The organism is Cellvibrio zantedeschiae (genome assembly GCF_014652535.1).
Taxonomy (GTDB): domain Bacteria; phylum Pseudomonadota; class Gammaproteobacteria; order Pseudomonadales; family Cellvibrionaceae; genus Cellvibrio; species Cellvibrio zantedeschiae.
In genome coordinates this window covers 1,933,893-1,958,296 of record NZ_BMYZ01000001.1, presented here as the reverse complement: position 1 = coordinate 1,958,296, position 24,404 = coordinate 1,933,893, and the positions used below count along the sequence as shown (strand labels likewise).

19 protein-coding genes are annotated in these 24,404 nt (G+C 44.0%); 10 read left to right on the top strand and 9 right to left on the bottom strand.

Annotation, left to right across the window (positions count from 1 at the left end):
- The first annotated feature begins 42 nt into the window (after positions 1–42).
- From IE104_RS08675 to IE104_RS08665, 3 genes are all read left to right on the top strand, one after another.
- Complete coding sequence (locus IE104_RS08675) at positions 43–1,353, top strand: APC family permease (protein ID WP_189417553.1); 1,311 nt, start codon at positions 43–45, stop codon at positions 1,351–1,353.
- Positions 1,354–1,440: 87 nt separating this feature from the next.
- Positions 1,441–2,046 (top strand): transcriptional repressor LexA, encoded by a 606-nt coding sequence (gene lexA, locus IE104_RS08670; RefSeq protein ID WP_189417550.1) that lies wholly within the window; start codon positions 1,441–1,443, stop codon positions 2,044–2,046.
- Positions 2,039–2,434 carry a cell division inhibitor SulA gene (locus tag IE104_RS08665; protein ID WP_189417549.1) on the top strand — a complete coding sequence of 132 codons (396 nt, stop codon included), beginning with the start codon at positions 2,039–2,041 and terminating at the stop codon, positions 2,432–2,434. The genes lexA and IE104_RS08665 overlap by 8 nt, the downstream gene beginning before the upstream one ends.
- Positions 2,435–2,439: 5 nt before the next feature.
- Here IE104_RS08665 and cmoB read toward each other — a convergent pair whose 3' ends face one another.
- Positions 2,440–3,411 carry a tRNA 5-methoxyuridine(34)/uridine 5-oxyacetic acid(34) synthase CmoB gene (gene cmoB / locus IE104_RS08660; protein ID WP_189417547.1) on the bottom strand — a complete coding sequence of 324 codons (972 nt, stop codon included), beginning with the start codon at positions 3,409–3,411 and terminating at the stop codon, positions 2,440–2,442.
- Positions 3,408–4,136 (bottom strand): carboxy-S-adenosyl-L-methionine synthase CmoA, encoded by a 729-nt coding sequence (cmoA, locus tag IE104_RS08655; RefSeq protein ID WP_189417546.1) that lies wholly within the window; start codon positions 4,134–4,136, stop codon positions 3,408–3,410. The genes cmoB and cmoA overlap by 4 nt, the downstream gene beginning before the upstream one ends.
- A 186-nt stretch (positions 4,137–4,322) precedes the next feature.
- On the opposite strand from cmoA, the gene IE104_RS08650 reads away from it, so the two are divergent.
- The 5 genes from IE104_RS08650 to IE104_RS08630 all read left to right on the top strand — a co-directional run bounded on the left by IE104_RS08650 (position 4,323) and on the right by IE104_RS08630 (position 9,894).
- Entirely contained in the window at positions 4,323–6,083 is a 1,761-nt protein-coding gene (locus IE104_RS08650; protein WP_189417545.1) for a bifunctional diguanylate cyclase/phosphodiesterase, read from the top strand.
- Between the two features lie 150 nt (positions 6,084–6,233).
- On the top strand, positions 6,234–7,871 hold the full coding sequence (locus tag IE104_RS08645) for a response regulator (RefSeq protein WP_229837740.1): 1,638 nt from the start codon (positions 6,234–6,236) through the stop codon (positions 7,869–7,871).
- Positions 7,872–7,916: 45 nt separating this feature from the next.
- Positions 7,917–8,609 (top strand): sensor histidine kinase, encoded by a 693-nt coding sequence (locus IE104_RS08640; RefSeq protein ID WP_189417543.1) that lies wholly within the window; start codon positions 7,917–7,919, stop codon positions 8,607–8,609.
- A 164-nt stretch (positions 8,610–8,773) separates the two neighbouring features.
- Positions 8,774–9,637, top strand: coding sequence for an FHA domain-containing protein (locus tag IE104_RS08635; protein ID WP_189417542.1), 864 nt, complete (start codon positions 8,774–8,776; stop codon positions 9,635–9,637).
- On the top strand, positions 9,637–9,894 hold the full coding sequence (locus IE104_RS08630; protein ID WP_189417540.1) for a glutaredoxin family protein: 258 nt from the start codon (positions 9,637–9,639) through the stop codon (positions 9,892–9,894). Before IE104_RS08635 ends, IE104_RS08630 begins: the two co-directional genes overlap by 1 nt.
- A gap of 9 nt (positions 9,895–9,903) precedes the next feature.
- Here the strand turns inward: IE104_RS08630 and IE104_RS08625 are convergent, their stop codons facing one another.
- Positions 9,904–11,202 (bottom strand): EAL and HDOD domain-containing protein, encoded by a 1,299-nt coding sequence (locus tag IE104_RS08625; RefSeq protein ID WP_229837735.1) that lies wholly within the window; start codon positions 11,200–11,202, stop codon positions 9,904–9,906.
- Positions 11,203–11,332: 130 nt separating this feature from the next.
- On the opposite strand from IE104_RS08625, the gene IE104_RS08620 reads away from it, so the two are divergent.
- Positions 11,333–12,274, top strand: a complete 942-nt coding sequence (locus IE104_RS08620; protein ID WP_189417538.1) for a chemotaxis protein — start codon at positions 11,333–11,335, stop codon at positions 12,272–12,274.
- 38 nt (positions 12,275–12,312) lie between these two features.
- On the opposite strand, the gene IE104_RS08615 is transcribed toward IE104_RS08620, so the two are convergent.
- Together IE104_RS08615 and IE104_RS08610 are read right to left on the bottom strand one after the other, a co-directional pair.
- Positions 12,313–14,370: a transglycosylase SLT domain-containing protein gene (locus IE104_RS08615; protein ID WP_189417537.1), complete on the bottom strand. Its 2,058-nt coding sequence runs from the start codon at positions 14,368–14,370 to the stop codon at positions 12,313–12,315.
- A gap of 210 nt (positions 14,371–14,580) precedes the next feature.
- Positions 14,581–15,108 (bottom strand): hypothetical protein, encoded by a 528-nt coding sequence (locus IE104_RS08610; RefSeq protein ID WP_189417535.1) that lies wholly within the window; start codon positions 15,106–15,108, stop codon positions 14,581–14,583.
- A 462-nt stretch (positions 15,109–15,570) separates the two neighbouring features.
- On the opposite strand from IE104_RS08610, the gene IE104_RS08605 reads away from it, so the two are divergent.
- Complete coding sequence (locus IE104_RS08605; protein ID WP_189417534.1) at positions 15,571–18,033, top strand: putative bifunctional diguanylate cyclase/phosphodiesterase; 2,463 nt, start codon at positions 15,571–15,573, stop codon at positions 18,031–18,033.
- Between the two features lie 43 nt (positions 18,034–18,076).
- On the opposite strand, the gene IE104_RS08600 is transcribed toward IE104_RS08605, so the two are convergent.
- The 4 genes from IE104_RS08600 to IE104_RS08585 form a co-directional block, all read right to left on the bottom strand.
- Positions 18,077–18,790: a 16S rRNA (uracil(1498)-N(3))-methyltransferase gene (locus IE104_RS08600; protein WP_189417532.1), complete on the bottom strand. Its 714-nt coding sequence runs from the start codon at positions 18,788–18,790 to the stop codon at positions 18,077–18,079.
- Positions 18,791–18,875: 85 nt separating this feature from the next.
- The gene (locus tag IE104_RS08595) at positions 18,876–21,983 is read right to left on the bottom strand and encodes an error-prone DNA polymerase (RefSeq protein WP_189417530.1); all 3,108 of its coding nucleotides are present in this window, start codon (positions 21,981–21,983) and stop codon (positions 18,876–18,878) included.
- Between the two features lie 12 nt (positions 21,984–21,995).
- Positions 21,996–23,525 carry a Y-family DNA polymerase gene (locus tag IE104_RS08590; protein ID WP_189417528.1) on the bottom strand — a complete coding sequence of 510 codons (1,530 nt, stop codon included), beginning with the start codon at positions 23,523–23,525 and terminating at the stop codon, positions 21,996–21,998.
- Positions 23,522–24,286, bottom strand: coding sequence for a diguanylate cyclase (locus IE104_RS08585; RefSeq protein WP_189417526.1), 765 nt, complete (start codon positions 24,284–24,286; stop codon positions 23,522–23,524). The genes IE104_RS08590 and IE104_RS08585 overlap by 4 nt, the downstream gene beginning before the upstream one ends.
- Positions 24,287–24,404: the final 118 nt, after the last annotated feature.

Genomic DNA, 24,404 nt, shown 5'->3' with positions numbered 1-24,404 from the left:
TATTTATTTAATATCACACTGCATGTCTTTTGAGCTCACGCCATGACTCCTCAAGCCTTACATCGTCACATTGGATTATTTGCGCTGGTTATCTACGGTGTGGGCGATATTCTTGGTGCCGGTATATATGCGCTTATAGGTAAAGCTGCCGGTGAAATGGGGAACGGCATTTGGATGGCATTCCTCGCCAGTATGGTGGCGGCTGGCTTGACCGGGCTTTCCTATGCATCCCTTGGTTCACGCTATCCGCGCGCAGGTGGTGCATCTTTTTTTACTCATCACGCGTTTAAAAGCAATTTTTTGGCTTATGTCATAGGTCTTGCCGCGCTTTCATCGGGCGTAACCTCAATGGCTGCGGGTAGCCGCGCCTTTGCTGGATATTTTACGACGCTGGTATCTGCAGTACCTGTGGACTTGGTAGTGGTTACCTTTTGTTTGGTTTTGGCGGGAGTGGTGATTCGTGGCATTCGCGAATCTATGTGGATGAATATGTTGTGTACCGGCATAGAGCTTGGCGGGCTTTTGCTAGTCATCTCCGTGGGTGCAAAATTTATTGGTTCGGTCGATTACACCAGCACAGTAACCGTGGCGAATCCTGCGGGTGATCTGAGTTTTTCGTTGATTCTGTCGGGGGCGGTGCTCACGTTTTATTCGTTTGTCGGATTTGAAGATATTATCAACGTCAGCGAAGAAGTTAAAAATCCCGAATCAACCATGCCCAAGGGGATTTTGCTGGCGGTGCTTATTGCGTCGACTATTTATGTAACCATTTCGCTTGTTGCGGTTTCAGTGATTCCGGCAGCTGAACTTGCAACGTCCTCAGCCCCCTTGGTAGATGTGGTCAAACGGGCTGCACCCTGGTTTCCTCCTATTGCTTTTGCTTTCATTGCGATGTTTGCGGTAGCTAATACTGCGCTGCTCAATTTCATTATGGGTTCGCGGCTTATCTATGGGATGGCGAATCAGGGGTTGATGCCTAAGGTGCTTGGCAAGGTAAGCCGCCGCCGCACGCCTTATGTTTCGTCGCTCGCAGTGCTTGGTTTTATGTTAGTGCTTGCGCTGACCGGTAATATTGCGTCGCTGGCGCGCGCTACCAGTGTGCTGCTATTGATATGTTTCATGATGGTTAATTTGGCACTAGTGGTACTGAAGTATCGCAAGGGGGAGCCTAAAGGTCGATTTGAAATTCCAGCGGTAGTCCCTGTGCTTGGTACCGTCGTCTGTGCCTTGATGTTGTCTTACGCCAAGATCGAGGAAATCAAAGTTGCAGGCGCTATTCTGGTGGTAATCGTGATTCTCTATTTTGTAATCAGACCAGCGTCGATCTCCAGCAACCCCGCCAATGCTGATTAATTTTCGTTAAAAAAACTTGTTGCACTGTATAAAATACTGTATATAATCCCAATTACTGTATAAACAAACAGATCAACAGGGGTGGTTATGTACAATCTCACGGCGCGTCAGGAACAGGTTTTACAGCTCATCAAGGATTATGCCGAAGAAACCGGCTATCCGCCCACCCGTGCAGAAATCGCACGTATTCTTGGTTATAAATCCCCTAATGCTGCCGAAGAGCATATCAAAGCCCTCGCTAAAAAAGGCGCTATTGAAATCGTTCCAGGTGCATCACGCGGTATTCGCCTGCCAGAGACGGTTGATGAAGGCGTTCCTATTGTAGGCCGTGTTGCTGCGGGTAATCCCATTCTTGCGCAAGAACATATTGAAGATTACTGCAACATTCCCCCCAACTTCTTTTCACCTTCTGCGGATTATCTTCTGCGCGTTAATGGCATGAGTATGAAGGACGCTGGCATCCTGGATGGAGATTTGTTGGCAGTTCATCGTACCGACCAGGTTCGTAGCGGCCAAATTGTGGTAGCGCGTATAGGCGAAGAAGTGACTGTGAAACGCTACAAGCGAATTGGCAACCGTTCCCAAGTGGAGCTGTGGCCAGAAAATCCAGATTTTGATGTTATCCAGGTGGATTTGACTGATCAGGAATTTACTATCGAAGGTTTAAGTGTAGGAGTGATTCGTCGTGAATAATATTCGTCAAGCTAGTCAGCCTGCAGCAACCAGCTGCGGTATTACTGAACTGATTATTGCCAACGCATCACCTGAACAAGCTGCGTTACTGATGCCCATGATTGCGTTTTTAACGCAGAGTTGTGTTGATCGTTGGGTCACTTGGATTGCGCCGCAACATTTATCGCGGGAGTTTCTGGAATCTTTCGGTGTTGATACGCGTTTTGTGCGTTTAATTCACTGTAGTGATGAAGCGAGTCGGTTGTGGATTACGTGGGAAGCCCTGGCGGCTGGTAATAGCCACACGGTAATCGCAAGCCCTGGAAAGCTGACAGACAAAGAGTTAAAGCAACTTGAAAATGCAGCTTACCAAGGCCAATGCCAAGGCTTGTTGTTAAGAGTTAGGTAGTCGATTTAAGCTTCTGCTACAAAAACGGCACGAATAGGCGCCGGATGTCCTTCAGCAGTTAGCGAAGGGTTTTGAGGATCTAGAAATTCAGGGAGTGAATGAAATTTCATCCAATGAGTTGAGCGTTGTTCTTCAACTGACGTTGTGCAAACGTCGACAACTCTCGCGTTATTAAAACCCATTTTGCGTAACCAGCTCAGCATGGTTTCGCAGCTCGGTAAAAACCATACGTTATTCATCTTCGCATAACGCCCTTCGGGTACCAGAACATCGCCCAAGCCGCCTTCAATTACCAAGGTTTCCAGCACCAGCTGCCCGCCGGGGCGCAGTGCTTCCTTAAGTTCGCGCAAATGATCCATAGGTGATTTGCGATGATAGAAAACACCCATGGAAAAAACCGTATCAAACGCTTGCAGTTTAGGCGGTAGATCTTCTATTCCTACCGGCAAAACATCAATTGGATAATCCTTGTCTGCAAGTTGTTTAATCATATGGAATTGGACTACAAAGCGTGGCGATGGATCTATTCCAATTACGCGGTGCGCTCCTTCACCCAGCATGCGCCAGCAGTGGTAGCCGTTGCCGCACCCAACATCCAAAATTAATCTATTTTTGAGTGGGGCCAAATGGGGAGTGACGCGATCCCATTTCCAATCTGAGCGCCACTCTGTGTCGAGATGAATACCGTGCAACCAATAGGGGCCTTTGCGCCAGGGAATAAGTGCTTCCAACGTTTGTTGTAATTCTGCGCGGGTTGCCGCATCGCAATCTGTGGGCGCGCCTATCTCAACTTTATCGCTAAAATTATTTTGGCTGCTGGTAATTTTGGGTAGGCGTGCAAGTGCTTGTTTCCAATCCGGCAAATCGCCGTAACGTTTTTCACACAGGCCATCAGCAATTTGCTGTGGTAAATCAGCGGACCAAGGTGCGAGAGGGCTTTCAGGCAAGTATGCGAGTAAGGTGGAGTATTCAATCATTTGATGGCGATTATCGAGGCAAAATTAAAACATTGAAACCAAACATCTACGCTGGCAAAACCTGCATCTTTAAGGCGCTGACGGTGAGTGGCGAGGGTTTCTGGAATAAGAACATTTTCAATAGCGCTGCGCTTTTGCGCAATTTCTAAATCACTGTAACCGTTAGCGCGCTTGAAGTTGTGGTGCAGTTCAATCATGAGAGCTTGATGCTGTTCATCGTCAAAGGCGAGCTTTTCCGACAGGATTAAAACACCATTAGGTTTTAATCCCTCGTAGATTTTGCGCAAAATCGCGGCGCGTTTTTCCAAGGCAATAAACTGCAAAGTAAAGTTCAATACGGTAACTGACGCATTGTTAATCGGGAATTCGCACAAATCTGCGCAATGCAATTCCACATCTATTTCCGCGCTATCGGCTGCAATAACTTGTTCACAACGCGATATCATCGCAGCAGAATTATCTACACCAATTATGCTGCAATTCGCGGCTTGAATTCGATGGCGCATGGCCAAGGTGGCTGCACCCAGTGAGCATCCCAAGTCATAACAAAAGCTGTCGGCTTGAGCATAACGCTCTGCCAGATTACCAATCATATTAATGATAGTGGCATAGCCCGGGACTGAGCGTTTGATCATGTCGGGAAATACATTGACCACACCTTCATCAAACGCGAAGGCGTTAACCTGCGGTAGAGGATTGGCGTAGAGGTTATCGTGGTTGGGCATGTTCAAATAATCATAAAAGTGGTTGCGTATTGTACCTGCAGCGCAGAAGTGTCACAAATTTAGCGAAAAGGGTGGGCATTTTAGCGGCTTGTCATAGCATTGTCATAATTGCGGCCGACTATAGCCGACATGAAAAGTCTCCCCCTTAGCATCTCTCAAACGGCAAGTGTTTACTCGGAGTCACAAATGCAAGCGGAATTGCAGCGAATTATAGAGCTCCGTTTGTTAATCCCCGTATTTCAGCCAATCATTGCGCTGGATAGCCGCCGTATTCTTGGCTATGAAGCCCTGATTCGCGGCCCCGAAAATAGCCCATTGCACACACCTGATCAGCTTTTTTCTGTTGCGCGCCGAACCAAACAGTTGGCGTCTTTGGAGTTCGCATGTCGCGCTGCTTCCTGTGAAAAATTTGTAGCCTTAAATTTAAGTGGAAAATTGTTTTTGAACATGACTCCATTAAGTTTTACCGATAGCCAATATCGCGATGGGGTTACTCGAGAAATTTTGCAGCGTGTTGGCTTAAGTCCCGAGCGAGTTGTATTTGAGTTAACGGAAAGCCAACCGCTCGACCAGTTTGATTTATTGCGTGCAGCTTCTGAACATTTTCAGCGGCAGGGATTTGCAATTGCGCTTGACGATTTGGGCGCGGGTTACGCAGGGCTGCGTGTGTGGAGCGAGCTTTGTCCCGACTACGTAAAAATTGATCGGCATTTTATCAGCGGCATTGATAAAGATCCGGTTAAAAGGGAATTTGTTCGCGCTATGCTCGATATTGCTAATCGCATGGGCAACAAAGTTATTGCAGAAGGCATCGAAACCGAAGCAGAGCTAAATACCTTAATTGCCATGGGCATTGAAAATGTCCAGGGCTTTTTTCTTGCGCGACCTGCGCCTGTGCCTATAGATGAATTTCCGGCTCATATTAATCTAGCTTCGCGTCAACAACATTTTCCCCATCAGGATTTTTTCCGCCATACCGTTGATAAAATAATGGTAAAGGTAGACGTGATATCGCCCAGCCTGAATGCAGAAGTTGTCGTTCGAATGTTTCGTGCAGATGTCCGATTGTCGTGTATTCCCGTTGTTGATGGCGAGAAGCCGCTGGGAATGGTGAGCCGTGCGGAACTGCTGAATATTTTTTCCCAACCTTTTGCACACGATCTCTATTCAAAAAAATCTATCGCTGAATTTATCAGTCCTATGTCATTAATTGTTGATTCCAGCTGCGAACTCAAAAAGGTAGGGCAATTAATTACAGAAGATCCGCATCAAAATTTAAGTGTAGATTTTATCGTGAGTACCGCAGGCAAGTACGCGGGTGTGGGAAAAATTCGCCACTTGTTGCGCTGTATTACGGAAGAAAAATTGCGCGCGGCAAAACACAGTAATCCACTCACTCAATTACCGGGTAACGTGCCTTTATATGAATGGATAGATCATTTGCTGCACAAGCGTGAATCTTTTGTAGTGGCATATGTGGATATCAATCATTTCAAACCATTTAACGACGCTTTTGGCTACAGCTTTGGTGACGAAATTATTTTACGACTGAGTAAAATATTATGTGGATATATTGAGCCTGATAGGGATTTTATCGGTCATGTTGGCGGAGATGATTTTATCGTGATTTTTCGTAGTCAGGATTGGCGAAAAAAATGTGAAGCTGTGTTCGCCGATTTTACGCTCGCTTATCAAACTCTTTTACCACAAGCGCACAAAGATTACTGGAGCCATGATCGCGATGGCAACCGTCAGCGTTTTGGTGCCCTGACGCTTGCGATTGGCTGCGTATTCCCCGATCCGACCTCATGTACCACCCATCATCATGTTGCGCTCTTACTAGCCGACGCCAAACACAATGCCAAGAAATTGGGCGGCAACGCGATTTTTGAATCCCGTCGCAGGCTGGCGTTAGCACCTGACCTGGCGTCTGCCTCTTCCGTATAAGTGACTTTTCAGTGAGCGTTCCCAGTCGCGAAATAATCGCACATAGCTGAACTTGGGCTATTCTCTAGCTGTTATTCTTATTTTTGCCTCAGGCGGGTGTCCTCATGGAATTTTCAGGTGCAGCAGCGTTGGTGTGGAGGAGTAGGGCGCATGTCTGATAATCCGTACGCCAAGATGCAGGCGCTTATCGTAGATGACTTTGAAAGTTTCCGTATTACCTTGTCGAAGATGCTGCAAGAATTCGGTGTAGGTTCGGTGGACTCAGTGCCTTCAAGCAACGAAGCTTTGCGTTACTGCAACTCTAAAGTTTACGACATCATATTGTGCGACCAGAATCTGGGGAAGGGGAAAACCGGCCAGCAGGTGCTGGAGGTTTTGCGTCATAAACCCAATCTTAATAGCGATAGTTTGTTTCTGCTGGTATCCGCCGAATCCAACAAAAGCATCATCATGGCGGCCTATGATTACGAGCCCGATGCTTATCTCACCAAGCCTATTACGGGTCAAACCTTAGGGCAGCGTCTGGAGCGTTTGTTCAAGCAACGCATAGCACTGGCGCCTATCTATAAAGCTCTAAAAGAACGTCAGCTTGATGTGGCAGTTGAGCTTTGTGAGGCCGAACTTAAATCAGCCACACGTTATGCGGGGTCTTGCCAAAAAATATTGGGGCGCGTTTTGCTGGATCTCGGTGAATACGAAAAGGCTGAAAATCTTTATAGAAATATTCTGGATGCCCGCCAACTCGATTGGGCCATGCTGGGTATGGCACAAGCCAAAAAATTGCAGGGCGATACCCTGAGCGCACAACAATGGTTGGAAGAAATTATCCAATTTAATCCCCTATGTTTGAAAGCCTATGATCTGCTTGCCGATATTTTAGCGGAGCGTGCTGATTATCAAGGGCAACAAAAAATCTTGCAGCAAGCAGTCGATATTTCACCACTTTCTATTTTGCGTCAGCAGGTATTAGGTGATGTTGGATTTAAAAACAATGATTTGTTGACCGCAGCAAATGCCTATCGTAAGGCGGTCAAGTTGGGTGAAAATTCTTGTCACGATGATGTTAAATTCCACGAAAGCTTTGCCCATGCCGGAATTCAACTTGCAAAGCTCGACAAAAATTTAGCCTCACCTTTTGTGCGCGATGCATTAAAAGTTGTGTCGGAAATTCCGCTTCGCTTTGGCAAAAATAATAGCAGTAAGGTCAGTTCTTATTTGCTGGAGTCGCAATTGTTTTCCGCGTCCGGCGAGGAAAGGCGGGCAGCAGATTCACTGATAAGTGCGCAAAAAATTATTAACTCTGAGGAGTCAGTAAGCTTGGAGCTGCGCATTGAATTGGTCAGGGCCCTGCGTGAGTTAGGTAAAAAAGAAGAAAGCGAAAAAATTATTGCTGCGCTTTTGGAAGAATACGCTGATGATGAAGATCAGCTTCAAAAAATAGATTGTTTGTTGGATGAGCCATGCAGTGCAAAAAACAAAGCACTCGTAGCGCAGATTAATAAAAATGGCATTTCCTATTATGAAGCAAAAGATTTTTCGCGTGCTGTGGACTGCTTTACCAGCGCGCTGCAAGATTTTCCACAGCATATAGGTCTGCGTTTGAACTTGGTACAAGCCCTCATGGGCCAAGTGAAGCAAGAGCCTGGAAATAACCAATTATTGACCAACATGCAACAAACCATGGATTACATTCGTAAAATTATTCCCGATAAACATGCGCAATATCGACGCTTCCGTCAGTTGGAAGACATGCTGCGCGCAATTGCTTCTGCTAAACCAGCAGATTAATTGTAGTCATAAAATATTAGGCGCTTGTTATTAAGGTAAAAGATTATGGGCCGAGAGGATCCGGAATTAGATTTTTCATTTGTATTAGCTTCCAGTGTGCACGACATGAAGAATTCGTTGGGCATGCTGCTAAATACTTTGGCCGACGTGATGCATGAATACCCTCCACAAAACGATGCGCATGCGAAATCTTACGCTGTGTTGGAGTACGAGGCAGCACGTATTAATAGCGAGCTTATTCAGTTGCTTTCACTCTATCGCTTGGATCACGATAAGGTCCGCGCTCATATTGATGAATGCATAGTGGCTGATGTATTGAGTGAACAGGTCGCACGAAATTATGCGTTATTGCAAACGCGTGCAATTGATTTAGTGTTGGAATGTGATGAGGCTTTAACGGGCTATTTTGATTGTGATTTAGTGGGTGGTGTTATTAATAATATTTTAGTGAATTGTGCGCGCTACTCCAAAAGCAAGTTAAAACTTTCTGCAGAAAAAACACCGGAAGGAGTTTGTATTACAATTGAAGACGACGGGCCCGGTTACCCGGAGCATATGTTGAACGCCTCAACATTTTCAGAAACGAAAGGCAGTTTCGCTGGTGGTCGGCCACACTTGGGGCTTATGTTTGCAAATAGGGTCGCGCTTATGCACAAAAGCAAATCCCAACAAGGTTTTATTCGTCTGAACAATGAAAGTTCATTGGGTGGAGGCTGCTTTAAGCTGTTTTTGCCGTAAAACTGCCTCGATATAAGTACAAATGACGGAAAAAGTTATAAAACTGCGGTGAAAAGAGTGTTTCTACTCAATGCTTCAATAAAAACCCTGAAGTAGGTGCTTGAAAAGGGGAAACGCCTATAGCATTATCCAGCCTACAAATTTTGTTTTAGGTTGTTCTGACTATGCTAAAAATTCGTTACAAAAATAATAAGTATAATTCGGTATGGTTAGTGGAACCCATGATCACTATAGGGCGTTCAGCCACCAATGATTTAGTTGTGGATGATCCTTACGTCGCAGACAAGCATTTTGAAGTTCATGTAACCCATGAAACCCTGACCCTGAAAAACTTGCAGCCGCTTAAACCAGTTCGCGTCAATACTGTTGACGTTATTGGCGCTTGTACCTTGAAAGTTGATGATGAAATAACCTTGGGAACCATTGAGTTGATCGTAATAGATCCCAAGCGTGAGTCCAAAGTAAGTGCTGCTGAGACATCTAACGCCACTCAAATGCGTTCAGTTCATACCACTGGTTGGGCGCTTAAGGCCAACCATACTGCGTTGGCAAATCGTGTTTTCCCGTTGAAAGACACCACTGTGATTGGTCGTTCTGCGGATTGCGATATCAGTTTGGCGGCGGCTCACTTGTCTCGTCGTCACGCCCAGTTGCAGATTATTGATGGCGCCTTATTTGTCAAAGACCTGGGCTCTGCGAACGGTACTTTTTTGAATGGCAAACAAGTCATGGAAGCCCGCGTGAAGCGTGGCGATGAACTGCGTTTTGATGCTTTGACCTTTGGTGTTATGGGGCCTGCGGATGAAATGGCCAAAACCACGGTTCGTTCTATTCCTATTCCCGCGACACCGGCTGCACGTCCTGCCCCAGCCAAGTCCAATCCCCAGAATGACAAATTCGCCAAACAACATAGTTTTGCCAAAAAAGAGCAACCTGCTGAGTCGAGCGGTGTTGGTGGCAAAGCGGGGTTAATTGTGTTGGCAATCTTGGCTGCGGTGGTTATAGCGGCATTTATTTTTAAACGCTAATGGCCGCAGTAAACGTTTATTTGTATTCCACTGTGGGCTGCCATCTGTGCGAACAAGCAAAAACAATTCTTTGGCCTGTGCTTCAGCAGTATCAGTTTCGTTTAAGTGAGATTGATATTGCTGAAGATGACAAACTTATCGAACAATATGGAACGCGAATTCCTGTGTTGCGAGTAGCTAATTATTCGAATGAATTGAACTGGCCTTTTACAGCCGAACAGGTTGATGCGTTTTTTGCAGGGCTTGTTGCAGTTTAAATCTTTGTGTTATTTTTTCTCGCCAATTCCCAAATCGTTAATTGTTTTATCTACCCACTCTAAAGTATCCACATAAATTTGTGCGAGTTGCTCAGCGTTAATATTGTGGCCCTCTAAATAACCCCAATCAATTTTTTCCCACTCACCTTTTTCGTAATAGGTAGTAATTTCCAAGACTTTGCCTTCGCTGCCGAGCTGATTGAGAATAGCATCGTTAATATGCGCGCTAAGTGAAATGCTGTCGAGCAGGGTGGTCATGGGTGCATCCATAAATGCATCAAGGGTAGATAATAGTCCAACAGTAAAATAACCGTCAGTTTTGGTTTTTGCGCTAAATTGATTGGCAATTAACTCGCACATACGCGCACGCGTTAAAGCAGAAACACTGAGCTCGTGGGGTTTATCGCCAAGGTTCGACATGGCGAGAATGTTGACCCAGTTTTTAATTTTGTTCAGGCCAAGCAACATAATGGCTTGTTTAAGTGAATCTACTTTTCGCGCTAAACCAAATGCTGCGGAATTCACCAGGCGCAATAACTTAAAGCTCAGTACCGTATCGCGCGCTAACATTTTTTCTATTTTTTCGACAGGTACATCGGGGTCTTGCAACGCAGATAGCAACTGCAACACTGATTGTTTGTTGTCGGACATTTTGCGTCCGGAAATAATTTGCGGGCGTGCTAGAAAATATCCCTGGAACAAATCGAAACCTGCAGATTTGCAGAATTCGAGCATTTCATAAGTTTCTACTTTTTCTGCAAGCAATTTAATACCAAAAGGTTTTAGACGTTTGGTATGCGACACTACATCTTGTGCAGATAATTGGAGGACGTCCAACTTGATAATGTCTGCGTAGGGAATCAGGTGTTCGGTTTCCGGCGTAAGAATAAAATCATCAAGCGCAATGGTGTAATTGTGTTCGCGCAGGACTTTAAGTGCGTGCAACATGGCAGCATCTACTTTCTGGCCTTCAAGTACTTCGACGACAAGTTGTTTGCGGTCGAAGGGCGGTGGTGTTTGCAGCAAGTTGCGTGTGAAATTAATAAAAGCGAGATGTTTCCCTACCACATTGGTAATGGATAACTCGGTAAATGCATTGAGCAAAACTTGTGAGCTGGCTGCATCGCCATTACTAAAATTGGCTTGGTTGACGTGGCTGGAACGGCACAAAAGTTCGTAAGCAACCACTTTCATTTGAGTATTGAAAATCGGTTGGCGCGCTAGTAATGGGAGAGAATCTGACATGGCGAGCGGGAATGGCTCCAATAAGGTATAAGCCAAGTGTAGCTGGATATGTTTGCTATACAAATTAATACGACATTGTCCTCACCTTTTACCCGTTAAATTTTTAGCGGCTGTGGTTAATCGTGCCTATACTCAGGAAGGATTGGGTGGAATTACCCTGAAATTTGTTCACTTGTTAACCTGTGGCCATTGAATGTCTAAGTTATTGGATTCCATTGATCAGCGAACCAGGCTTGTGGGCGAAAATCGCCTCGAGTTGTTGATGTTTCGTTTGCGGGGGCGGCAGCTGTTCGCCATCAATGTTTTTAAGGTGCAAGAAGTCGTTAAATTGCCCATGCTGCGCGCCGTTCCACACAGTCACCCACATGTGAAAGGCGTAGCCCATTTACGTGGCCAAACCGTACCCGTAATTGATCTCAGCGCCGCGATTGGTAGTGGGCCGCTCACCGACACCGAGAATGCCAACCTGATTGTTGCGGAATATAACCGCTCGGTGCAGGCATTTTTAATCGGCGCTGTTGATCGGATTATCAATTTGAATTGGGAGTTAATTCTTCCTCCACCCAAAGGCACCGGCCGTAGCCATTTTTTGACCGCGATTACCCGTTTAGATGATCAGCTTGTTGAAATCCTGGATGTGGAACGCGTGCTCGCCGATATAATTCCCTACAACACGCAAGTTTCTGAGCAGGTACTGGATGCAGATTTAGCGACGGAAGCGAGAAAGCGTAAGCTCAAAGTGTTAATGGCAGATGATTCTCCTACTGCCGTTAAACAAGTTCAGGCAACTTTGCAAAACTTAGGAATCGAAGTCCTCTATGTTCAGGATGGTCTGCAAGCTCTTCAACAACTTCAGCAATGGGTACGTGAAGGCCGTAAAATTGAAGATGAAATTTTCATGTTGATAACGGACGCTGAAATGCCGGAGATGGATGGTTATCGTTTGACGGCTGAAGTGAGGAAAGATCCCGTTCTCAAAAATTTATACATAGTCTTACATACTTCTTTGAGTGGTAGCTTTAACAAGGCGATGGTAGAAAAAGTTGGCTGTGATGATTTTCTCTCAAAATTCCAACCAGATGAATTGGCCAAGGTTGTGCAAAAGCGATTGCGGCAATTGATTAGTTCACAATAAAAAAATGCCCCTGATGGGGCATTTTTTATGCTGATATATTACAGAGTTTTGGTTGCTTCTTGTGGCGTGATAAAAGGTTGTTTGCTTCCTGTACGGTAAGCGTAAATCACCGCAAAAGATAAAACATTCTGTACGTACAAACGGGTTTCTTTGTAGGGAATAGTTTCAATCCAAACATCGTACGGCAATTTGTTGTCATCTTTGTTAAGCCATTGTCTTACTCGTGATGGGCCAGCGTTGTAGGCAGCTGCAGCCAAAATTCGATTACCGGAAAATGAATTGAGCAGCTGTTCCAAATAGCGGCTCCCCAATGCGATATTTTTTTCAGCCAATAACAAATCCTGTGGGCGATAAATCAAGCCCGCTTTTTTCGCTGTCGATTTTGCTGTGGTCGGCATTAACTGCATCAGGCCCATTGCGCCTACAGGCGATTTTGCATCTATATTGAATGCGCTTTCCTGTTTAGTAATAGCGTAAACAAAATGTGGATCTATTGAAGTTTGCTGCGAAGCCGCTTTAACGTGTTCGTGAAAAGGAATAGGGAAGCGTACAGATAGCTCATCCCAATAATCTGAATCTTGCATGGTTTGAATTGCTTGACGGTACCAACCCCAGCGATCCGCAATACGGCCGGCCGCTACCATTTCTTCTGTGGTGGGCAAGCGGTTAGTCGTAAACGTCCACTCGCGGTTAGCGGCGGCTAAATTTCCTGTCAAATAGAATTCACGCGCGCGTTGAATTCCGGGATTGTTTTCAACTTTATTTAAAACTTCTTTAGAAATATTCAAAGGTTTGTCGAGCAAACTGTATTCGATACCCAATTTGTCGGATGCTAAAAACCCATAAAAGCTGCGAGTATTCGCCACATTGGTGTAAAAATCTTTTGAAGATTTTCCTTCCAGTTCTTTAATTTTTAATTCTTCCATAATGCGACCTTGCCAGTAGGTCCAGCGCTCGGTTTTTTTGCTGTCGGCCGGCAAACGCAGTACCCAGCGGTAAGCTTTTTCCCAATCCCGTTGCAGCAGGGCTTCGCGAATCAATGCCTCCATTAAATCCGGGCGGCTTAGATTAGGTATTGCAGCAACCATTTGCTCGGCTTCTTTACCGTGATCCTGGCGCAACAATTGACGCGCTATGGTGTAACTAATATTCAATCGTTCGTCTTCGGTAAAATCACTGCGGTTGGAATAAATTTTCCATAATAAAGCTGCTTCTTGCGCGTCTGTTTGCGCATACTTTTCCAAACCGAGCGCTATGCTGACGCGCGTTTCTGGCGTTTGGGTTTTAAAGTGTTCAGGCTGCAAAATTAAACGTGGGTTTTGTGCAATATTTTCATAGAGCAGGGCAGGTACTTGTTGGGTTGGTGACATCTCTTGCAAAAGGCTTGCAGCAAGACTAATTTCATCAGCCTTCACTGCCTTTTGATGGCGGCTCCACAAAAGCGCGGGTGTTAAATAACCGGCATTTTTCCATTCTTTAAATACAGGTTCACAAGCTGTGGATTGTTGCTTTTCAATATTCCAAAGCACTTCCACTTCTTTAAGTGCAGTTTTGTCACCGGTAGCGAGTCGAGCTCGCAAATTTAAACAAGCTAATTCTGGATCGGTGAGATTGCTGTCGTAAAAGCGGCGGTATTCGGACCATAACTCTTTAATTGCCAATGCCCGCAACCAACGATGACGCATACGCTCGGAAACATAGGCATCGGGATAACGATTAAAAAATTGTTCAACCTCTTTCGTCGGCAAGGTCATTAAACGCTCACCTAATTCCTGGTATTCCAAGTAGGCGACAAGCGGATAATTTTTTAACTTCGGCAATAGTTCGCGGTAGCGTGAAAATTGCTTTTTATCCAAGGCTGCTTGAGCTTCTACATAATAAAGGCGTTCCGCTTTGCGAGCGCTGGAGACAGGAACGTCTGGAAGTTGTTTGACAGGGGCTTGGGATTGTTTAGCAGAAACCTGGGATTGTTTGGCAGGTGCTTTGGAGTGTTTTTGGTTTGCGGGTTTAGTAGTAGCCGCATGTGCATAAGAAACAATAAGCAAACTCAGTAGCAAGCTCTTGGCGAGCAAGCTATAGGGAAATCGGACGTGCATTGCTAAACCTCGAAAAATGTCGGCGATATTTCTATTAGCTCTGCGAATCATTTTGATGGCACAGTCTTGCAAATAGATCGTACAAATGCGGCTATTCTATTACGCAGCTAATCTGAACAAAAGCTTTTGTCTGGCGTTAGGCGCCAATAAAAATCTGCATCTTGGGTGATGAAAAGCATCTGGAAGCATTAATGAGTACCGCAAGTCTCATCATGCGGCCAAATTTTTATTTTCACGTAAAACAAAAGTGCGATAGTTCTGGGCAAATTTTTCCAACGTTAGTTCGTTGCTGTTTATTTGAGCGATTGACTCGTTTTGAGTTGCGTAAAGGTTAAGCCAATAGCTGGCGAGTTCATGAATGTCAGCATTTGCAGGAAACTTTAGATGACAGCGTTTGTACATCATCCAAGCCATACCGGAGGCATAACTCAAGTTAGTAATGAGCTCTTGATGGGGGAATTTCAAAAACTGTTGCTGGCTTGCAAGTCCGCGCAGGCGCGAGGCTAATTCAGGATCAGTGACCAAAAATTCGTCCCATACCCGGATATGGGTTTGGGCTTTGATCCCGTAAATTCCGAGGCTGTCGCCGGTGTCGGATTGGACCCTGAAACCCAGTTGTGACTCTTGCGCCGCCGTTCCCAAGAGCAAATTTTCGGCAGTTTGTGACCATTCGTTTAAATGTTCCAGCGCCGGGCGAATAATTAACTCGCGTAAATCGTTTACATAGATACCCATCATTGACCTCACTTTTTATAGCTGCTCATAACTGCTTACAGCTGCGCGGTGAAAGTACTGCTTGTGACGCCTCTACCGCTTAGAGTGCTTCCCTGTTTGGTTATGATTTGTTCATTCATTTCTTATCTGCTGTTAAATCAGCCAATTTCAAGTGTCATTAAATTGGCCAAATGATGTGTCCTTACCCTTTGTTTAAATATAGAGCAATAGCTGAGCCAATGTAGGTTTTATAGCCAGTTTTCTATGAACTGCCCAAAGGAGCCGATTAGAAAATGCACATGGGCGTGGTTTCTAAAAGCGATAAATTCCTGTTTTGTTTATGCCAATCCGGCAGATTAATCTATACTGCAAAAAGGCATATCTTGGACAAGTGATTCTGAGCTTGAGAGCCGATACATGCGCAAGAGTCATATCTGTCATTCATGAACCATAACAATGATTACCTAGAGCGGAAAGTACCCATCCATGCGAGATAAGACTCCATCGTTTATTCATGGCATTTCTTTCCAATTGGCCAAGATAGGTATCATCCTGGCCTTTGTGCTCAGCTTTATAATGAGCTTCATCCAAACGTCGTTCGACTATTTTGAGCAGCAAAAAGAGCTCGCTAAATTCATTGATCAGGTTATCGCTGTTGCCAAACCTCCAGCTGCGCGCTCGGTGGCTACTCTGGATGAAGAGTTGTCAGACGAGGTGGTAAACGGTTTATTAAAATACGGCTTCATTTACGAAGTTGTTATTGCAGATGAACAGGGCAATATCCTTTCACAAGCCAGCGTAAAACGCGATCCCGCGGCAACTCGCTGGTTCACCCAAAAAATTTCCCAATCCATTGCAGAATACGGTGATGTATTGGTCATTCCCGGCTACGCAGAGGGCACTTCTGGCAGCATCCGTTTTAAAGTGGATATGGATCAATGGCTCGCCCCGTTTTATGCGCGTGCCTATTCCAATATGTTGTTTGGCGTATTGCGGAACATGGTGTTGGTGCTGCTTCTATTCTTTGTATTTTATTTCATGCTGACCAAGCCACTGGTTAAACTCTCGCGTGAAATTAACAATATTAATCCCGATCATCCCGGCGTTCATCGTTTAACTTTATTACCTCCCAAGCGTCGCGACGAACTTGCGCAATTAATTGTTAACTCAAATCATTTATTAGATATTGTTGAATTGTCCCTCGCCAAACGCCGGGCCGTTGAATTGGCGTTGCGTAAAAGTGAAGAACACTTGCGTCAAATTATCGATAACCTTCCTGTGATGATCGGTGCGAGAAATATTGCCGGTTATTATTTATTTGCCAATAAAGCACTTGCGGATGAGTTAGGGTTTACACCAGAGCAAATGCGCAACTTGCATGTGCGCCAGCTGCTCAAAAATTCTGTGTTTGATATAGACACCATGCTTCAAAACGATTACCGCGTGATTCGTGGTAATGAAGAGCTGGATGTGATTGAAGAACGCTTTATCACAGCAACAGGTCGTCAATTATTTTTGCAAACCCATATTATGCCTTTAGCATTTTATGATGAAAAAGTTGCGCTTATTGTATCTGTGGATATTACTGACCGTAAAAATGCGCAAGCCAAAATGGAATTTATGGCGCACCACGATTCGCTCACCGGTTTACCAAACCGTTTACAACTTGTTGAACGCCTTGAGCATGAATTACGCCGCGCTGAACGTCATGGATATTTTGGTGCGGTTTTGTTTATCGACCTTGATCAATTCAAAAACATCAACGATTCTTTGGGACATCCCGTAGGCGACAGGGTGTTGCAAGAAGTTGCTACACGTTTGCAAAACACCGTGCGCGATGAAGATTTGGTGGCGCGGTTGAGCGGTGACGAATTCGTTGTTGTACTTACCGTGCTCGATCAGAATATTGAAACCGCTGCTTTGCGTGCTGGCGAAATCAGTGAAAAAATTCGCACAGTAATTTCGCAACCCTGTTTATATGACAATATGGAATTGCGCGTAACTTGCAGCGTGGGTGTTGTGGTTTACCCCGATAAAAATAATTCGGTGCACGAATTATTACGCTATGCCGATACAGCCATGTATCAAGTGAAAGAAAAAGGCCGTGACTCAATTGAATTCTTTAACGAAGAAATGGCCGATAAAGTAAGCCGTCAATTGGTGATGGAAGGTGACTTGCATCGCGCCTTGGATGAGTATCAGTTTAAGCTACATTACCAGCCCAAAATTGATGTGATGACCGGTTTTGTAGTGGGAGCAGAAGCGCTATTGCGTTGGGAGCATCCTACCAAAGGCACTATTTCTCCGATTGATTTTATTCCTGTATTAGAAACATCGGGAATGATTATCGACGTAGGGCAATGGGTGCTTGAAGAGTCGTGCAAAACTCTTGAGCGTTGGAATGAAATGGGTTTGTGGCGTGAAGGCACGCGTTTAAGTATTAATATTAGTCCGCGTCAATTCCGTCGTAACGCGTTCGTAGATGACGTTGTGCAAACCTTAAACAAACACAAAATTCCGGCCAATTCTTTGGATATGGAAATTACCGAAGGCATCGTAATCCAGCGCGTGGATGAAGCGATTACCACCATGACAGTATTGTCTGAGTATGGAATTAGTTTCTCGCTGGATGACTTCGGTACAGGATATTCATCAATCAGCTATTTGAAACGTTTGCCGGTAAGCACCTTAAAAATTGATAAAGGCTTTGTGCGCGATATTATTGATGACCGCAACGACCGTGTATTGGTAGAAACGATTATTACCATGGGGCGCTTGTTGGATATGGAACTGGTTGCGGAGGGTGTTGAGCAAACAGATCAGCTTAAAATTCTACAGCAATTTGGTTGTCATTATTATCAAGGTTATTTATCAAGCCCAGCTGTTAGCATTGAAAACTTCGAAGAAATATTAATGGCAGATGCAAAAAAACGTGCACAAGATGTTTAATTGCATCTTGTGTTGCGATCTGGTTTTGCATAATTAATAAATTCTAGTAAAGCCTACCTAACAAGTAAGGCACAACAGTTTCGACTCGCATTATTCTTTCCCCTAAATTAACCGCAGTAAATCCCGCCGATTTTTTTAGTAAGTCAATTTCGTAAGGAATAAAGCCGCCCTCGGGCCCTATGGCCAGCGTAATCGCATAGTCAATTTGTGCAGGGCAGGGCAAGTCTGTGTAAGGGTGAGCGACTAAAGCGCGAGTAGAGCCTACAATTGAACTCAAATCATCTTCAACAAAAGGTTTAAAGCGTTTTATCAAATGCACTTCTGGTAAAAGTGTATCGCAACCTTGTTCAAGGCCCAGCAACAAATGCTCATAAATTGCACCAGGTTCCAATAATGGTGTCTGCCAGTAGCTTTTTTCAACACGATAAGAATTAATTAAATAGATTTTTTTTACACCAAGGGTCGCAATGGTTTGCAAGGTGCGTTTCAACATTTTAGGGCGGGGCAGTGCAAGTATCAAAGTTACTGGTAAAGGTTTTGGTGGCGCTTGCGTTAAGGTGACTTCCAATTGAATTTCAGTTTCGTTATATAGCACAACCAAACCCGAACCCATATTGCCATTCAGCAGGCCGACTTTAAGTGTTTCGCCTACTTTAACTTGATGGACTTGTGAAATATGTTGCAAGCGACGAGAGTCGCGAATCGCAATCAATCTATCGCCAATAAAATCAGCTTCAGAAAATAACACAAGGTTCATAACACAAGCGGCTCAAAAAAGCAGAAAAGATAGGCAATTATATAGCGCTTGCAGTGAATCAGCTATAAGGCCTTATTTTTAGTTGTTAATGGAAATCCCTGGATTTTAGCGAAAAATTCTCCAACCTATCTGAATAATCATGTAGTTGCCCTGCGATTACATGCACCACTGGATTGGCGACATTATCATTATTAATTTCTACGGTGCCTTTAATTAGCAATAACCTGGATGTAAGTAATACTTGGCGAAAGGTTTCCTGGGTTCCTTTCCAAACGATGACATTGATGTTGCCTGTTTCATCTTCCAGCGTTAAAAACAATGCACCGCTTGCTGTTCCCGGGCGCTGGCGGCCGGTAACAAGTCCTGCAACACGAACAAATCCACCGTGGCGTAAATGTTTTAAATCGCTGTATTGAGTGCAGCGATCAAATGGGGGGGCGTTGCGTAATAATGCCATGGGGTGTGGACGCAAACTTAATCCCGTAGTCGCATAATCATTCAACACATCTTGCTCAAGCGTTGGGGCAGCAGTTAACAAATCATCGTGGGGTGGTGGGGTTGCGTGCTCAAGTAATTCAGAGAAAGGTTCAATAGCTGCTGCTTCCCAGCGCGCTTCATGGCGATTTCCGCTGAGCGAGCGCAGTACATCTGCTGAGGCGAGATATTGTAAATCTATAGCGGTTAATCCTGAGCGTTGTGAAAGATCTTTTAAGGATTGGAATGGTGCGTCACCTCGCCATATTTCAATCATCATGGCTTTTTCATGGTCAATGGATTTTATTTCACAAAACCCCAAGCGAATTCCCATGAGGGTTTTATTGCGTTTGCTTACCTTTTCTATTTTGTGTTCATAGCAGCTGAGATTAATATCTATGGGCAAAATAGGAAGTTGATGGCGGCGTGCGTCCTGAATTAATTGAGATGGCGAATAAAAACCCATGGGCTGGCTATTTAACAGGGCGCAATAAAACGCAGCAGGGTGGTGGCATTTAATCCATGCAGATGCATAAGCTAAAATTGCAAAGCTTGCTGAATGGCTTTCTGGGAAACCATAACCACCAAAACCTTTTACTTGTTCAAATAAACGTTTTGCAAAATCTAATTCGTATCCTCCAGCCAGCATGCCTTCGATAAATTCTTCTTCAAAATTCATTAGTGTGCTGTCTTTACCCCAAGTTGCCATAGAACGCCTTAATTTATCGGCTCTACCACCGCTAAACCCTGCTGCAACCATTGCAATACGAATGACTTGTTCTTGAAAAATAGGTACACCGTAAGTTACTTCCAAAATATCTTTAAGTTCGTCTTTGGGTAAGTCAGGCTTTTCTAAGCCATTTCGTCTACGCAAATAAGGATGAACCATACCTCCTTGAATTGGGCCTGGTCGAACAATGGCTATCTGAACAACAAGATCATAAAATGTTTTCGGCTTTAATCTCGGTAACATTGCCATTTGCGCACGAGACTCTACTTGAAAAGTTCCAACGCTGTCACCATTGCATAGCATCTCGTAAGTTGCAGAATCCTCCTTTGGAATATCAGACAAAGCTGAAATTTTTTTATCGTAAGTGTTAATGTAACCCAAACTTTTGCGTAAGGTAGTGAGCATGCCGAGTGCAAGAACATCGACTTTCAATAGATTCATGGATTCTAAATCTTCTTTGTCCCATTGAATTAATGTACGTTCTGGCATGGAGGCATTTTCAATTGGAACAAGATCACTGATTTTATCTTGAGATATTACAAATCCACCTACATGCTGTGATAGGTGACGAGGGAAACCACGAATTTGATCAACTAAAATAAAAAAATGTTGTAATAGTTTTTGATTTATTTTTAAGCCTGAAGCTGCTATACGCTTTGATAAATCTTCTCTGCGATCCCACCAAGCCACTGATTTTGCCAAATGATCAACTAAGGATTGTTCCATTCCCAAAGCTTTGCCTACATCGCGAACGGCACTGCGAGAACGATAGGTAATAACAGTGGCTGCAATAGCTGCACGCTCACGGCCATATTTTTGATAAATGTATTGAATGACTTCTTCGCGCCGGGAATGTTCAAAATCAACATCAATATCTGGTTCTTCTTTTCGCTCTCTTGATATAAAACGTTCAAATAATACTTTAATATCTTGTGGTGAAATTTCGGTAATATATAGACAATAACATATCACCGAATTAGCGGATGAACCTCGACCTTGACAGAGAATATTTTGTTTCCTGGCATAAATTACAATGTCGTATACAGTCAAAAAAAAGTATTCATACCCGAGTTCTTCTACAAGCTCTAGTTCTTTTTGTAGAATTTCTTCTGCATCTTTTGGAACTCCTTTTGGCCATCGTCTTTGCTTTCCTTCATTCACCAAATTACGTAAATGCTTAATTGGCGTCAGGCCTGCTGGAACCAATTCCTTAGGGTATTGATAACGCAATTCAGTCATTGAAAACTGACATAAATCGGCAATAACGCAGGTTTGTTCCAGCAAGCTTTCGGGGTAGAGTTTTTGTAATTGCGCCAAGGATTTTAGGTAGGCTTCTCCGTTAATTTCCAGCTTGGTGCCCATATTTGCAATGGAAGAATTATGACGAATTACTGTCACCACATCTTGCAGGGGCTTGCGCTTTTTTTCATGCATGAGTGCTGCGCCGCACGCAACTAAAGGAATATTTTTTTGTACACCTAAACTTAGCCAGCGCGCAAACTCAGCTTGTTCGCCGCCTTGTAATTGATGATTTATACCGATCCATAAGCGTTCTTTGAATGAGTTGTAAAGTTGGTTGATAATCGATTCTGGCTGAACACTATCTTCGGCAGTGTGCCCAATCCAAATAATCAAACAATGCTGCAGGCGAAATCGCAAATCATCAAAATGCGCTTCATATTCACCTTTATTGGCGCGACGGCGAGCGAGGGTGATAAATCCGGATAATTCAGCATAAGCTGTTCGGTTTGGTGCTATAGCAATGAGTTGCATACCGTTACTCAATGTAAAACGGCTGCCCACAATTAATTTAAAGTTTAATTCTTCTGCTGCAACAAAAGCCTTAACGATTCCTGCGAGCGAGCATTCATCGGTAATTGCCAAAGCATCGTATTCTAATTCAGCGGCACGATAGATATATTCTGGTGGATGGGATGCCCCCGTGAGAAACGTAAAGTTGGTGGTAGTGTTTAAGTGAGCATAACGCATAGGTCACCATTGTTATGCGAAAATGCCATGTAGGTACCAGGCTTTTTGGTGTAAATCAAAAAATACCCACAGCCTTACATGGTCATGCCTTTGTGCAATAAAATAATCTCGTGCGACAGGTTTTTCCCACCACTGTGCATTGATACGTTCTGGCCCGGCCAATAAATTTAATTTTCCTCGCCAATATAAACCTTGGGTTCTTTCTTCAATCATTAAAGGGCAATCCAACAGCCAGGTGGGGCGCAGGGATTTTTTGTGAATAGGCGGTAAGTTTTGGTTGGGCGTGTCATTGAATGAAATTTTGCAATGGCTTTTTTCGGGTAAAAGTGAATCGCGATAACTTAATTTATAGATGGACTGATCACCAAGACGGGCTTTTAACTTGGCCATGGTGATAGCAAAACTTCGCCCAACAGAACGTGATTTTCTGCTGTGATCGAAAACCAGTAATTGATTGCGATTTTGCATGCTGTTGGTGTTGCGACAAATAAGCGTGAGCGAATCGACTTCAAAAGGTAATTCGCGGCTGTCGAGTTGAATAAGTGTTAAGTCGTACAATAATTGCCAATGGCTTTCCGGTGTATCGCTATGCACGTTTAATAGAAATTTATTGTGATAGATATCGGACAAAGTCCATTCAATGTGTTGACATTCTAATTGTCGCTTTTGCAAATAATCACTGAGGTTTTGCAGCAAGCTTTCAACAGGATAATAAAGCTGATCATTTTGGGTAATAGGATAATCAAACTGGATGTAATCAGAAAAAAACTCCAGGGGTTTATAGTTGGGTAATGGATTTGCGAAAAGTGAGTTTTGTTGAAAATTTTGCTCAATTCCAAAAATTCCGCAAAAGTATTCTGTGAATTCTGCACCTAAACGCTTTTTGATGCTGCTGATTTTTTGTGCGTCTATTTGCTTGGCTATATCAGCCAATGTTGTAAATCCTGTTTTTTTTAATGCGTCAATTGCGTTTGGGTAATCCTGTAAAAGATGAATGGGTAAGCTTTTTAATCGTTCACAAAATATTGTTTGAGTTTCATTGCCACAAATTGGGTAATGTTTAAAAGATAATAACCATGCACCTTTGGCGGTATGCGCTAATCCATATTCGAAAGAGTAATGTGCATCTTTTAAACAATTAAAAATTTTTGATGCTAAAGATTGCAAGCCGGAAAATAATTGCAGGCAGCTGAAAATTTCCAATAGCAAACCTGAATGTGGTAAATATTCGCATTCATAAGTTTCCAAATAAGGAGTGAATTGGTAGAGCTGCGCAGATAAATGATTTAAAGCCTGTTTTTCCAGTGTGCGATTGCGCAAGTGCACTTCACAATTACTGAGTAATTGCGCTGTGGTTGCATCCATTCCAAACGCAACGCCTGCCGAGCGGGCATTTTCATTAGCGTAAATGACGCGCTGCATTTCCGTAATGACAATAGCTTCAGTCGTTGCATCAATTTTTAATGCTTCTAATGGAAGCTTGCTCAAGCGTAGCGCCAACCATAAGCGTTCATTTGCCGGGTAATAATTTATCGACATCATTTCTTCCTTCGTTTTAAAGGCAGAATGTTTGCCGACTTTTTAGAAGCATTTGTAACAGTGCCGGGCAGCGGGGTTTGATCCAGCGAGGAATAATCAAGATAACCTTTTAATGTGTCAGGCAGCGGTATGTGTATAGCTTGTGTTGATTGTTGCAGGGCGCCTTTTTGTTTGAAGATGTTTAGCTGTAGATGATTCCGGGTCAATTGGGTGTATAGGCGTAATGCCGCCGGAGAGCTTTGTTGCTGGGCGCTTTCCGGGCGAAATAAAACACACAAACCATTGCCTTCATTACAGGCCAAAAGGCATTTTCGCAACTCGGTATAACTCAGGTTTTGGCGCTCTTGCCAGGCGAATAAAACTTCACAAGCTTGGGTGCGAGCCAATTCGGTAAAACTTGTCAGAAAGTCAGCTTTATTGGAAATCCGGACAACGACGATCCGATCCAGATCTATACCTGCCTGGATAAATGTCTGGCAGAAGGGCTCCCCCGGTGGATTCAGTAACAAGATGTAGCCGCTGATCATCTTGAGAACCGGTAAAAATAACAGCCACTCTTGTTGCTGCAACCCTTTTTGGCAGACCTCAATCAAGCTGGATGTTGGCCAACCTTTGTTAAACAGAGCTGCATTAATGTCTGCATAACCCGTATCCAAGGATATTTGTGGGGCAGGGCTATAAGCCTTGCCGCGCCATATATCGCTGCGATTAAGCAGTTGCTCCAATTCAATTTCGGGAGATGTCGGCGGGTTTAAGTTTGTCATAAATGCAATCAAAACTGTATTTATATACAGTATAATGCAAGCAGGACAGAATGCGTCAAGCACTGCTTAGAATATTTAAGCTTGCTTGTAAGAGGGGAATCTAATTTATCAAAATAAC